This is a genomic window from Zhouia amylolytica AD3, assembly GCF_000511935.2.
Classification (GTDB): Bacteria; Bacteroidota; Bacteroidia; order Flavobacteriales; family Flavobacteriaceae; genus Zhouia; species Zhouia amylolytica.
In genome coordinates this window covers 167,313-181,585 of the sequence record NZ_AYXY01000023.1, presented here as the reverse complement: position 1 = coordinate 181,585, position 14,273 = coordinate 167,313, and the positions used below count along the sequence as shown (strand labels likewise).

Here is a 14,273-nt window from a genome sequence, read left to right as displayed (position 1 = left end):
TTGTTTTTTATAGGCGGTTCTTCCCTTTAGTCTTTCCCTCGGTTAATACATCAAAGGCAGGTTTTTTAAGTACCTTTTTATTTGCAATACTGCGTTCTAAGGATAGTAAAAGAGCTGGTAATAATACCAGGTTCGAAAGCATGGCAAAAAGTAAGGTCATAGAAACCAATCCACCTAAGGCTTTAGTACCTCCAAAACTACTGATCATAAACACAGAGAAACCGAAAAATAACACTATTGAGGTGTAGAACATACTTACCCCCGTTTCCCTTAGCGCATTATAAACAGATTTTTGAATCTTCCAGTTATTAGCAGCCAATTCTTGTCTGTACTTCGCCAGGAAGTGAATAGTGTCATCAACCGAAATACCAAAGGCAATACTGAATACTAAAATGGTAGAAGGTTTAATAGGAACCCCAAGATATCCCATAGTTCCCGCAGTTATCAATAATGGCAATAAGTTAGGGATTAAGGAAATTAAAATCATCCTGAAAGATCGAAACATATAAGCCATAAAAATCGAAATTAATAAAATGGCTAGTAGTAAAGAAATAATTAGGTTTTTCACCAAATATTTAGTCCCTTTCATAAAAACCAATGCCTTTCCGGTAATGGTTACATCATAGCGCTCTGCCGGTAATTCTTTATCGATCTTCTTCCAAAGATCCTCTTCGATGCCTTCCATTTTGTCCGTTCCAATATCCTTCATGAAGGTAGTGATACGGGCAACCTGACCCGTTGAATCAACAAAATTGCTCAATACGTCAGATTCTCCTGATGAATTTCTCGCATATTGAAGTATAAAAGTATTCTCCTGACTGGTAGGGAGTTGATAATAATTAGGATTCCCGTTGTAATAAGCTTGCTTAAAGTATTTCACTAAATTGGTAACTGAAATAGGCTTAGAAAGTTCAGGAATCTCATCAATTAACTCTTCAAGACGTTCCATCCTTTTTAAGGTGGATAGTTTCATAACGCCATTCGGACGTTTAGTGTCGACCATTATTTCCACAGGCATGATGCCGTCGAATTCTTTTTCAAAAAAACGAATATCGTCAAAAAATGCCGCATCTTTTGGCATGTCTTCAATCAAACTACCGGAAATTCTGATCTGGTAGATACCAATAATACTCGCTGTAAGCAAACCAACAGCTACAGCATAGACTGCAATCCTGTGGTTTCTTACACTGTTTTCCATCCATCCTACAAATTTGCCGATCCATCTTTTATTTAGATGTTTGAGGTGCTTCGTTTTAGGAAGTCTCATAAAGCTGTAAATAATAGGGATGATCAACAACGATAAAATAAATATCGCCATGATGTTGATAGAGGCAACCAATCCAAATTCTTTCAGAATTTTACTTTCGGTTACTATAAAGGTGGCAAAACCAGCAGCAGTCGTTGCATTGGTCATTAAAGTAGCATTACCTACTTTCGAGATAACCCGCTGAAGCGATTTAGCTTGATTCCCGTGCTTCTTTACCTCTTGTTGGTATTTGTTGATGAGGAATATACAATTAGGAATTCCAATTACAATAATTAATGGTGGAATTAAAGCCGTTAAAACAGTAATTTCATAATGAAGTAAACCAAGAATACCAAAGGCCCACATCACGCCAATCAACACAACGACCATCGATATGAAAGTAGCCCTGAAAGACCGAAAAAAGAAAAAGAATATAAGGGAGGTAACCCCCAAAGCCGCTAATATAAACAGCCCGATTTCATCAATGATGTGTTGAGAATTGAGCGTTCTGATATAAGGCATTCCCGAGCTGTGAACTTTTAGCCCGGTCTCTTTTTCAAATTCCTGAATTAAAGGAATAAAATCGTCGAAAATAAAATCTTTTCGAACGGAAGTGTTTACAATCTCCTTGTCTAAATAGATCGCCGTTCTAAGCGTTTGTGTTTCTGGATTTAATAGTAAGCTTTCATAAAAAGGAAGCTTCGTGAATAATTCCTTTTTAATGGTGTCTACTTCCGACTGTTTTTCTAGTTTTCCTTTAATCAGAGGTTCTAATTCAAACGCTTGTTTGTCGGTGTTTTTAACAAGTTCCTGTAGGTTGTCCGTTGATATAACCAAAGATATTTCTGGTTTAGCCTGGAGCTGTTTGCTCAACCTGTTCCAATGATTAAAGTTTTCAGGAGTAAAAAGCGTGGAGTCTTTGATGGCAATAACTATCAGATTCCCTTCTTCTCCAAATGTGTCGAGAAACTTATTGTATTCCAGGTTAACAGGATGATCATCAGGAAGAAGGTTAGCTTCGGTATAGGTGAATCGCATGTGCTTCCACTGCATGCCTAAAAAGACCGTGATACCCGCAATTATAGCTAGTATCAAAATGCGATTTCTCAAAATAATTCTTGCAACACGTGCCCAGAAATTAGTGTTGATCCAGGTGACCATCTATGATTTTTCTTTGAATGAATTAATAATAGTAGCTTAGTTTCTTTTCAACAAACTTGTAAAATTCAGAGCAACATTACTTTAAACTACTTGTTTCTTTTAAATTTTAGTGGGGCAAAGGTAGAAAATGCAAATGAAGCTGCCTAGAATCCGAAGCTGAAATAATAGGTGAACTTAAGTGATACATTATCTTCAAACCTTGGAAGGTGATAGGCACCGTGTCTATACATGAAACTTAATCCAAAACCTTTTAGGATTCTGTTTATTTCAAAGCCCGATTCCATATACCCCCTGTTTAAGGAGTTAAATGCTATCGACTGATGGTTCTCACTGTCCTTAATATCACCAATAGCAAATCGAGAGGCTATACCAAATTCAGGACGTAATTTTCCGATGATTTTAGTTCTCTTGAAATAATGTTTAGCCTGTAATGAGAAATATTTGTCTGAAAAGAATTCATTAAAAAACATAGTTTCAAAACTGTCGCCACCTCCCACAGAGAACCGCTGAAGAACAGTTGTGCCATCTGGTTGGTTTGGGGCCGTTTGGTATAAATGTGTTAGCGGAATATCTCCTAACCCCAGGCCGGCATTTATCAGGAAATTAGTTCTTCCTTTATCTAAAGGAGTTAACTTATAGGTTGCCTTGAAGTCTAATTTGCTAAAAGTAAAGTACCCGTCCAGAAGTCCTTTAACTGCCTGGGTGTATTGCAATGAAAATTGCGGAAATGAATTTTTGATCGTCTTTTTACCCTCAGAGGTTAACATATATCGACTGTAGGGAGTCCATTGAATTCCGAAAGTTGCGGTTGTAATTTTATATGTTTCAAAGGCCATTCCCTCATTGAGGTAACTGTAGTTGTATTTAGGGATGATATCCGCCTTTTGCAGCCTGATCTTTGAGCTGATCCGGGGATTGAAGTCATACGTTAAATGAGTGGCTATCCGTTTACTGTTTTGAAACATGGAAATATTAAACAACCTCGGTTCAAATATGGCAAATGCCCTGGTGTCGGTGATAAATGAAGTACTACCGGTCTCTACCAGGTCATCGATGTAATCGAAACCTAACCACATAGAGGTGTTTTTGTGTAGCCTTACGGCCCCTCCAAGTCCGTATTTGAAATCCTGGTCTTTGGTGCCAAAAGCACCGTAGGTATTAAACCGTAATATGTTAGAGAATTTATTATTGGTGGTAAGTCCTGCCCCAAGCCTGAAGCCTTCGTAATTATTATATTTTATAACCGACTTGGTGTCCAGATCAAAAGGACCAAGTGGAAAATACCCAACAAGTAATTTGCGGATTAATTTTATTTTGCGTTCTGCTTTTTTGGCTTTTGTAATACTGTCGGCATACGGATATGCATTCCTTTCTTTAATAGTTATAGGCTCAGTGCGATTGGTGGTCCAAAACGCTTCAGTTTGGTTGGTGGCCTTTTCGTCGACTTCAATTCGGAATTTCGTATTGTTTTTTACGACAGGAGTGTTTAAAGAGATGTCATAATTTTGATCCTCTATGCTAATTTTTATCACCTCAGAAGCATCAAAGTAGTTGGTGTGTTTGGTCTTTGTGGTGTCGATTTCTTTCTCCGATTGCTCGGTTAGTTGCAAAACGCCACCAAATAAATTCACCGTATTCTTACTGCTTCCCTTAGCGATCTGAACCTCTTTTCGATCCGGAAACCAGACTTTTTCTTCTGGGTCATACCTGAATTCCTGAGAAGCCGTAATGTTAATGATGCCTTTTAGCTCAATGATGCCTTTTTGGATAGCATAGGTGTTTATATCAATATATAACAAGCCTTCAGGAGTTGCAGACTTTCTGCTTTTTTTAGCATAGAAATGTATCAGGTATGCAGGGTTTTTATTGGTGGTGATCGTGTCTAAGATCCGGTAACTGTATTTTTTTAAAGCCTTCTCAGAAAGCGGACTTGTGTAATCCGTCCCAAATAGAGTGTACTTGTTGTGGTAAAAAGAGAATGACTGAATCTTAAGTCCCAAAACTTCATATACCGGCTTTTCAAACCCGGAGACTTTGCTGCCTAAAATGGTTTCGTGTCTGCCGTCTTCCTGGTTGAATGTTATAGACGACACCTTTTCCGTGATAAAAAGATGAGAGGTGTTTAATTGTCTTTTTAATTTATATCCGGTAGAATCAATAGTTCTGTATTTAAGGCCTTTTCTTTTTTTGATGAATACAGAATCAATTTGTCCATCAATGTCTGAAGGGTCTGCTGTGGCAATGACTTTATTGTAGTTCTTAAGTGAAAAAGATTCAAGGGAACGTTCAGGGTCATTCTTTGACTTGTTGGCGATCGCTTTTCGGATAATTTCATTCCCATCATGAGTAGATTGTCTAAATGCTTCTTTAAAGCCTTTATCCTCTTTTATCAGCAGGATTTCATGGAATTCCTGTTTACTGTCAACCACGATTGTTTTAGGGTTATAACCAGGATAATTAACCAGGAGCTTGGCATTGTCTTGGGGCACTTCAATTTGAAAGGTGCCATTTGAATTCGATACTGTATGCATTCCAGACGGGGTCCGGATGGAAGCGTATGAGAGTCCCTGATTAGCATTGGCGTCTTTAATTACCCCATTGATAATCACCTGCCCAATGCCAAAGGAGCAATGCAAAAAGAGAATGATAAAGAAGACTTTTTTCATCGATACAATCCGGTTCCTTTTTTGAATGCGTAATGTTACAAAAAATAAAAGCGACTATAGAAGTCGCTTTTATAAAAAAAATATAAAGTAGCTATTTTATACTGTCATGATCTCTTTTTCCTTGGCTTCCATAATTTCTTCTACCTTTTGAGTGTAGGTATCTGTAAGACTTTGTACGTCTATTTCGGCGTTGCCTTTCAAATCTTCAGAAGCATCCAGTTTTTTGATGTCTTTATTAGCATCCTGACGTGCGTTTCTAATAGAAACACGTGCATCTTCAGCCTCCGATTTAGTTTGCTTTACAAGCTCTTTACGACGTTCTTCCGTTAAAGGAGGTACATTGATAATAACCATGTCTCCATTATTCATTGGATTAAAGCCTAAGTTAGCAACAATAATTGCTTTTTCTATAGGTTGTAGCATGTTTTTCTCCCATGGTTGAATAGATATTGTACGACCGTCTGGAGTGTTTACGTTAGCTACTTGATTTAATGGAGTCATTGTTCCATAATAATCAACCATAACACTACTTACCATCGCTGGACTAGCTTTACCGGCACGAATATTTGCCAACTCTTTTTTGAGATGCTCTATTGAACCCTCCATAGATTCTTTAGCAGCGTCAAGGATAAAATCTATCTCTTCGTTCATAACAGATTGTTTTTATATAGTAAGCTTTTTGTAATCTTATAAATTTACTTTAGTCCCGATATTGTCTCCGGAAACTACTTTTAACAGGTTGCCCGGCGTATTCATATCAAAGACAATTATAGGTAATTCGTTTTCCTGGCTTAATGTAAACGCTGTGGTGTCCATCACTTTGAGCCCTTTCTTCAGTACATCGTCAAAAGTAATGTTGTCAAACTTTGTAGCGTTTTCATCCTTTTCAGGATCTGCAGTGTAAATTCCATCTACTCGTGTTCCTTTCAATATAACATCAGCACCGATCTCTATAGCTCTCAATACTGCAGCTGAATCTGTTGTAAAATACGGATTTCCCGTTCCACCTCCAAAAATTACAACACGCCCTTTCTCAAGGTGTCTTATTGCGCGTCTTCTAATGAATGGTTCCGCGACCTCGTTTATTTGAACAGCCGATTGAAGACGGGTCTGTATGCCCTCATCCTCTAGTGCGCTTTGAAGTGCCAGGCCATTGATGACCGTAGCGAGCATTCCCATGTGATCTCCTTGCACGCGGTCCATGCCATTACTTGCTCCAGCAACACCTCTAAAGATATTTCCTCCACCAATCACTACAGCAACCTCAATGCCTTTATCGGTAACTTGTTTAATTTCTGAAGCGTAATTGGCTAATCTTTTCGGATCGATACCGTATTGGCGATCCCCCATTAAAGCTTCTCCACTTAATTTAAGAAGAATTCTTTTGTATTTCATGTTTTTAGTTGCGTTCTGAAGTTTCAAATTAAATCGTAGCAAAAGTAATGAAAATAATTTTTTGCTCATGAAGTGAGAACTAAAATGCTTCCAACTATGCGTTAAAATATGTTCTTGTTTTTTTTGGTGTGGTGTGGCGGTTCCTTTTTGAATTGTACTTATAGCTTTTTTATGCTATTAATTGCATTAATAGGGTATAAAAAAACCGCTCCAGTTATAGAGCGGTTTTTTAAATATTGTGAGATTAGATTAACCTAAAGCAACACGTTCGAAAGCTGTAACAGTTAAATCTCCGTTTACAGACTTAACATAACCAGCAACGCTTTGTTTAGAATCTTTAATGAAATCTTGGTTTATTAAAGTGTTGTCTTTAAAGAAACGCTTCAATTTACCTTCAGCAATTTTATCTAACATTGCTTCAGGCTTACCTTCTTGACGTAATTGATCTTTAGCGATTTCAATTTCTTTGTCAATAGTTTCCTGGTCAACACCTTCTTCATTAAGTGCAACCGGGTTCATAGCAGCAGCTTGCATAGCTACATTCTTTGCAGCTTCTTCAGCACCGTCAACATTAGCAGAAAGACCTACTATAGTAGCAATCTTGTTACCAGCGTGGATATATGAACCAACAAAAGGAGCGCTTAATTTTTTGAAAGCACCGATTTCGATTTTCTCTCCAATTACACCAGTTTGTTCAGTAAGCTTGTCAGCTACAGTTAGACCGTTGTAATCAGCAGCTAATAATGCCTCTAAGTTGTCAAAACCAAGAGCTAATTCTGCTAGATCATTTGCTAAAGTAACAAAGCTATCGTTCTTAGCAACGAAATCAGTTTCACAGTTAAGAGAAACAACAACACCTGATGTTTTGTCGTCGTTTACCTTAGCGATAACAGCACCTTCAGTTGAAGCTCTGTCAGCTCTTTTTGCAGCAACTTTTTGACCTTTCTTACGAAGGATTTCAATAGCCTTGTCAAAATCGCCTTCTGCCTCTACTAATGCTTTTTTGCAGTCCATCATACCTGCACCAGTAGCTTTTCTTAATTTATTTACTTCTGCGGCTGTGATATTTGCCATCTTTACTTTCCTTTTAATTATTATTGAAGCCGATTTGTTTACTCGAAAATACGAGATCAGAGTAAACAAATCAACATGTCAATTTTAAGTTACTATTATTTGTTTTCTTCTTTTGTCTCTTCAGCTACTTCCTTCTCAGCTTTTTTAGCTTTCTTCTCTTCCTTAGCTTCAGCATGAGCCTCTTTATCAGCTTTGCGCTGTGCTAAACCTTCAGCAATAGCTTCAGTTGTGTAAGACAATACTCTTTCGATAGACTTTGATGCGTCATCGTTAGATGGTATAACGAAATCTACATCTCTTGGATCAGAATTCGTATCAACCATTGCAAAAATTGGAATGTTTAATTTTTGTGCTTCTTTAACAGCGATATGCTCACGCATTGTATCAACGATAAATAATGCACCTGGTAAGCGAGTCATGTCTGCAATTGAACCTAAGTTTTTGTCTAACTTAGCTCTTAAACGCTCTACTTGTAATTTTTCTTTTTTAGAAAGTGAATCGAATGTCCCATCTTTCTTCATTTTGTCAATAGCAGTCATTTTCTTAACTGCTTTTCTGATAGTTACAAAATTTGTAAGCATACCACCTGGCCATCTTTCTGTGATGTAAGGCATGTTTACACCACCTGCTTTCTCAGCAACGATGTCTTTTGCTTGCTTTTTAGTAGCAACAAATAAAATTTTTCTACCAGAAGCTGCAATTTTCTTAAGTGCTTCGTTAGCCTCGTCAATTTTAGCAGCAGTCTTATATAGATTAATTACGTGAATTCCATTACGCTCCATATAAATGTAAGGAGCCATGTTTGGATTCCACTTTCTTGTAAGGTGTCCAAAGTGTACACCTGCTTCAAGTAAATCTTTAACTTCTATGTTATTTGCCATTTTCGTAATAGTTTACGTTCCGTTGGAGTTTTAGCAATGTGAAGTGGCGAGATGATCCCCGGCCTTCATCATTTGGATGCTAAACTAATTTCTTTGGTCCCTTAAAGCCAAAGACAACGACAACTGTTTTTTTAATATTAATAATAAATGAGCCAAAAATTAACGCTTAGAGAACTGGAATTTCTTACGAGCTTTCTTCTGACCGAATTTCTTACGCTCTACCATTCTTGGGTCTCTTGTTAATAATCCTTCTGGCTTAAGTGCAGATCTGTTCTCAGCATCTACTTCGCAAAGTGCTCTGGAGATCGCTAAACGAATAGCTTCTGCCTGACCATTTACCCCACCACCGTATACATTAACCTTTACATCATAAGTATCTACAGTTTCAGTTAAATTGAATGGCTGCAATACTTTGTATTGTAATGTAGCAGTAGGAAAGTAGTCGTTAAGTTCTTTTTTGTTGATGGTAACGTTTCCATTTCCTGAAGAAACGTATACACGTGCAACGGCTGTTTTTCTTCTACCGATTTTGTGAATAATTTCCATTTACTTAAGATCGTTTAAGTTAATTGCAGTTGGCTTTTGAGCTTCTTGAGCATGCTCAGCACCAGCGTACACTTTTAAATTACGGAATAAATCAGCACCTAATTTGTTTTTAGGTAACATTCCTTTAATTGACTTTTCAACTATAGCTGCAGGATTCTTTTTGTAAAGTTCGTTTGCAGTCTGAGTTCTCTGTCCACCCGGATAACCTGTATGACGAACATAAGTTTTGTCGTCCCACTTGTTTCCTGTTAAGTTGATTTTGTCAGCGTTGATGATTACAACGTTGTCTCCACAATCAACGTGCGGTGTGTAGCTAGGTTTGTACTTACCTCTTAAAAGTTTGGCTACTTTCGAAGCAAGACGGCCTAACGTCTGTCCTTCAGCATCAACAAGTACCCATTGCTTATCAACGGTAGCCTTGTTAGCCGAAATAGTTTTGTAGCTTAATGTATCCACACTTACTCTATTTAAAAATTAAACATTCCATTCCCTACCCCGAATGTGAATCCGGGATAATGGGGTGCAAAAGTACAACTATTTATGAATAATACAAACACCCTCTGAATTAATATTTTATAATAAATCAAGTTGCTAACTGAATTTATATACGATTGATTTTTAGGCGAATAAAAAAAGCTCCCTTTCTAAGAGAGCTTTAGTTTATAATACAGTTCCAAAATTAGTTCCTGAAGTTAAATTGCTTTTCAGTAGTTGAGGAATTTCCCTTACTGTCTTTTGAAATAACCTTTAAATAATAAGTGGTGTTATATTCAATATGTACATCCGAGATACTGGTTGCGATCGAATTTTCAAGGATGGCAGCAGGGGTGCTGTCTTTTCCCAGGTATACCGAGTAACTTACAATATCGTTATCCAGATCGCTTCCTGTCCAGTTAATATTAATAGTGCCGTTCTCGTTATCTGAAAGTGTAATGCTGGCCGGAAAAGGGGAGTGGTTTTCTTCTGTTCTTCCCTCCGAATAAAAACTCCATTGGTCATCACTAACCTTCGATTTGTCCATATTGAAGGCTTCAACACTCCATGAAAATTGCATCCCTTTTGGTAAGGTTAAAGAGGCAGTAGTGTTGTTCGAATTCGCTGAATATTCCTTTTTGCTTTCACTGTCAATCGCTTTCAGGATATAGGAAGTGGCGTTTGTAGCACGTTCCCATTCAAATTCAATAACCACAGTTTCGGCACTCGCATCTATCCCCTCTGTACATATCGTGTTGTTTTCAGGAAAAACCAGATTAAATGCCTCAGGTGCTTTTACTTCTTCCACTGGGTTGGGATCCGAACCGCCACCCCCACAAGACTGTAGTAATGATATGGCTATGACAAAATATAATGCTTTTACTGATTTCATTTTTTAAAGATTTTTGTAGTAAAGGTTGTCGATTTAGAGCTGATAATTACCAGGTACATACCCGAAGAAATGGTATTCAATGGTAATTGGTATGAGTCTGTTTTTGATTGAAAACTTCTGGATGATATTACATTACCTGCCGTATCCGTTAAAGTTATGGTTACGCTTTCCAGATCGCTCAAATTTTCAATATTTATATAATCTGTTGCAGGATTCGGATAGAATGTTACTCCATTTACGAATATGGTGTCCTGATAACTGCCTTGGCATATTTTATCGGTTGCAATCGATATGCTATTACTTCCTTCATCCAGGTCTATGGAAATTTCGTTGGAGCCGGTGTCGGGGGTGGTAATAGTATAAGATTTATTATTAACCTTTACGGTGTATTCCTTACTTCCCGATACCGTATAAGTAGCTTTCTTTTTATTGTTATCAACGGCAACTTTACTAGATGTCAGATCTTCCGGAGTGACCACCGAAGCATGGTAGCATTGTTTGAATTCCGGATATTCCGGTATTGTAACACAGATTTCATAAGTATTCGCATTTAAGCCCGTAAAGGTGTAGTCGGATGTTATATTAGTTAAGGTTTGTGAGTCTGAACTGCTTTTTAGGGCAATAGTGTAATTGTAGTTCTTGGCAAAACTAATGCGTATTTCTCCGTTAGCGATACCAGGGCATGAGGTGCTGGTTACACTTACTTGTATGTCAGTGCTGCTGATGTCGAGTGATTGTGACAAGGAACATCCGTTTTCATTAACCAAATCTCCTGCGGTTGTATTTGGACATTGATCAATATCGTTGGTAATGCCGTCATTATCATCATCTAACTGACTCGATGAACAGCCATTGGTGTCAACGCTTTCTCCTGTTGGCGTGCCGGGGCATTGATCGATCTCGTCATTAACACCATCGCCGTCACTATCCGGAATAATAACATTTAATGTTACAGTGTTTTTGTATAAAGTTAAATTAGTGGCGATACTATTCTTAATGACACAATCGTATTTGCCGCTATCTGAAGCTGCAACCGTCGGGATGGTATAACTTTTGGCAGTGGCACCTTCTATGATGATCCCGTCTTTTCTCCATTGGTAGTTATTGTTCGGACTAGATGTGGCCTCCACAGAAAGCGTAAACACATCTCCTTTGGTGATATTGACTTCCTTGGCTTCGTCTATGTTGTTTTGGGAATAGTAAGAAAACTCAATGTTTTTATAGGTGTCTATAATCGGTTCGAGGTCTTCAAAAATATAGTTGTTGGAACTGAGTAATAAATAACCGTATTCATTCGTTGCCACAGATGCGATTGTTGGTACCGTTCCGGACAAGTTGTTATTCGAAACAAGAAGACGCCTTAAGTTAGGGAGTGTGGACATCGTTTGAGGTAATGGTCCCGATACATTGTTCGAAAAGATATTGAAATAGTTGAGCAATGTAAGCCTGTCAAATACATCCGGGAGGGTGCCCTCCAGATTTGTTTCTGAAAGATTAATTTCTTCGAGATTGACTAATAGCTGAATGCTCTCAGGGATGGTGTAGGGATCAAAATCGTTATAGGAAATATCGATGTTTTTGAGACTGGTATTGTTAAATAAAGCGGCAGGAGATCCCGTAAAATTGTTGAATGAAAGATCAATATGATTTAGCATCGGCAGGCTTTCAACAAAGGCAATACTCCCGGAAAAATCGTTTCCTTTTAGTTTTAAATATTCCAATGAGCTTAATTCAGACCATAGTGGATAGGAGCCATTAAGCATGTTGTCTGCAATGTTCAAAAATGTGAGGCTCTTTAAATTCTTAAAAGACTCCGGAATAGTACCTTCGAGCTCATTCTCTGACAGTATTAAAACCTCAAGCGTGGCTAAGGTTCCATAACTTGCAGGGATAGTGCCGGTGAAATTATTCCTGTATAAATGAATTTGTTTAACCGCTGGTATGGTGCTCAACTCCTCGGGGAGGGAGCCCGTATAATTATTATTGGCTAAATCCACTATCTCCAGGTTTGAAAGTGAGGAAACGGTCGATGGTATGGCGCCTGCTAATTGATTGCCTCTTAAAGTAAGCTCCTGAAGATTGCTTAAATCGCTAATCTCAGCCGGAATAGTCCCGTTTAGATTGTTATTGGTTAAGTGTATTTTGGAGACCCTATTATTTTCATCGAAATACACCCCGTACCACTTCGAAAGATCTTTATTGGTAATATCCCATTTTGTAGTCCAGTCAGGTCCGCCTGTGGCATTATAAAATGCTATAAGGGCATTGATGTCATTCTCGGAATATACCTTAATAGTGGTGCTTCTATTGGTGAGGGTTAATTTTGGGTAATTCGGGTTGGTGATAATGCAATCATAAATGCCTGTGTCTGAGGTTGTAATGCTTGCAAATGCTAATTCAGAATTTGTTGCGCCCTCAATATTAACCCCATTTTTCCTCCATTGGTAGACATTATCAGGATCACTGGTTTCACTTATGGTTAAATTTATTGATGCACCTTCATCGAGTTGCAGCGATTTTTCTTCACCGATCCTGGCCTGACCTTCATAAGAAAAAGAAGCGCTTGTTCCTAAAACTTCACTAAAGTCATCGAAAACAAAATTGTTGTTGGAAACCGTTATGCTTTCAATTAATGGAGAATTTATTTTAGGGATTAGTCCCGATAGATTATTTCCCGGAGCAAACAAGGTTCTTAATTTTAATAGGCTTGAGAACGTGGGAGGAATCGGGCCTGAGATAGTACTGCCGGATAAAGTGATATAACTGAGGTTCGGTATTTTGTCAAATACATCAGGTAAGGTTCCTGTAGCGTTACAACCCTGGCATTCAAACCTTTCTAGTAATGGGAGGTTCATATCTCCTGGAATTTGCCAATCATTTAAATCCCATAAACCATCAATTTCCAGAGTCCTTAATTGATCTAATTGCCAAAGTGCCTGAGGGAAATTCCCGGTGAATTTATTATAGGATAACGACAAGTACATAAGTTGGCTAAGGTTGCCGATATCTTCAGGTAAAATGCCATCAAACTTATTGTTTCTTAGTCTTAAACCATTAAGTTGGGTTAAGCTCCATATCGATGTTGGAAGACTTCCGGAGAGATCATTTATTTCCAGGTTTATAGAGCTTAACCTGATAAGGTTTTGAAAAATATCCGGAACAGTACCCGTTAAGTTGTTTCTGTTCAGATTGAAAAGCTCAAGAGCTGTCAGGTTTTCAATTTCCTGAGGAATACTTCCACTAAGCTGATTATTCACTAATTGAATCCATCTTACTCTTTCATCCGGATGAACTGTGATTCCATCCCATGTGCGTATGTCCGCATTTAAGTCCCATGTTGTGGTCCAGTTAGGGCCGTTCGTGGCATTATATAATGCAATTAAAGCCTGCTTGTCTTGGTCAGCTTTAATATTAACTAATTTAATATTGTCAATAAACACCTCGAAAGGCTCATCGATGAATGAAAATAAACTGATTTCAAATTTCCATTCTTTCGTTTCCGTTACCTCGATGGTCTTTTCTACACTCGTCCATTCAAAATTTTGAGGAATTCTGCTTCCTGAGGTTAAAGGGTAGGAGTCAAGAGGACCGTACTTATAACCGATAACTTGTTGGCCGAAGGTCGAATTAGCGGTCTTTACTTTAAAATCAAAGGTCAATCTGTAAGTTTCGCCTGCTTCCAGTATAAAACCAGAAGAGGTGATTTTGGGTGTCGTAGTACCATCTATAAAAAGGGCGCTACTGGATCCATGGGAAACCTCATTGGTCTCTGGATTCACCTGCCCTTCCACGGAAGCCCAGCTACTTAAGACTCCGGTTGAACTCCAATATTCAAAATCCCCATTAGGGATAAGCCTTTGAGAAAAGCCGGAGAGGGTTATAAGTGAAAAGAAAATAAAGTAAAGTTTTTTCATAATATTGCTTTAAAGATAATTCTG

At 38.1% G+C, this 14,273-nt stretch carries 10 protein-coding genes; all 10 read right to left on the bottom strand.

Annotated elements, in window-relative coordinates; all coding sequences use genetic code 11:
* Positions 1 to 7: 7 nt before the first annotated feature.
* Positions 8 to 2,407 (bottom strand): efflux RND transporter permease subunit, encoded by a 2,400-nt coding sequence (locus P278_RS11550; RefSeq protein ID WP_038266874.1) that lies wholly within the window; start codon positions 2,405 to 2,407, stop codon positions 8 to 10.
* A gap of 143 nt (positions 2,408 to 2,550) precedes the next feature.
* Positions 2,551 to 5,073, bottom strand: a complete 2,523-nt coding sequence (locus tag P278_RS11545; RefSeq protein ID WP_038266871.1) for a DUF5686 family protein — start codon at positions 5,071 to 5,073, stop codon at positions 2,551 to 2,553.
* A gap of 96 nt (positions 5,074 to 5,169) precedes the next feature.
* Entirely contained in the window at positions 5,170 to 5,724 is a 555-nt protein-coding gene (gene frr / locus P278_RS11540) for a ribosome recycling factor (protein ID WP_038266868.1), read from the bottom strand.
* Between the two features lie 36 nt (positions 5,725 to 5,760).
* Entirely contained in the window at positions 5,761 to 6,468 is a 708-nt protein-coding gene (pyrH, locus tag P278_RS11535; protein WP_038267913.1) for a UMP kinase, read from the bottom strand.
* 249 nt (positions 6,469 to 6,717) lie between these two features.
* On the bottom strand, positions 6,718 to 7,542 hold the full coding sequence (gene tsf, locus P278_RS11530) for a translation elongation factor Ts (RefSeq protein WP_038266865.1): 825 nt from the start codon (positions 7,540 to 7,542) through the stop codon (positions 6,718 to 6,720).
* Positions 7,543 to 7,637: 95 nt separating this feature from the next.
* Positions 7,638 to 8,423, bottom strand: a complete 786-nt coding sequence (gene rpsB / locus P278_RS11525) for a 30S ribosomal protein S2 (RefSeq protein ID WP_038266862.1) — start codon at positions 8,421 to 8,423, stop codon at positions 7,638 to 7,640.
* 159 nt (positions 8,424 to 8,582) lie between these two features.
* Positions 8,583 to 8,969, bottom strand: coding sequence for a 30S ribosomal protein S9 (gene rpsI / locus P278_RS11520; RefSeq protein WP_038266859.1), 387 nt, complete (start codon positions 8,967 to 8,969; stop codon positions 8,583 to 8,585).
* Positions 8,970 to 9,425, bottom strand: a complete 456-nt coding sequence (rplM, locus tag P278_RS11515) for a 50S ribosomal protein L13 (RefSeq protein ID WP_038266856.1) — start codon at positions 9,423 to 9,425, stop codon at positions 8,970 to 8,972. It lies immediately after the preceding gene.
* Between the two features lie 223 nt (positions 9,426 to 9,648).
* Positions 9,649 to 10,335 (bottom strand): fibronectin type III domain-containing protein, encoded by a 687-nt coding sequence (locus P278_RS11510; RefSeq protein ID WP_038266853.1) that lies wholly within the window; start codon positions 10,333 to 10,335, stop codon positions 9,649 to 9,651.
* Positions 10,332 to 14,249 carry a leucine-rich repeat domain-containing protein gene (locus tag P278_RS11505; RefSeq protein ID WP_051413541.1) on the bottom strand — a complete coding sequence of 1,306 codons (3,918 nt, stop codon included), beginning with the start codon at positions 14,247 to 14,249 and terminating at the stop codon, positions 10,332 to 10,334. Before P278_RS11505 ends, P278_RS11510 begins: the two co-directional genes overlap by 4 nt.
* Positions 14,250 to 14,273: the final 24 nt, after the last annotated feature.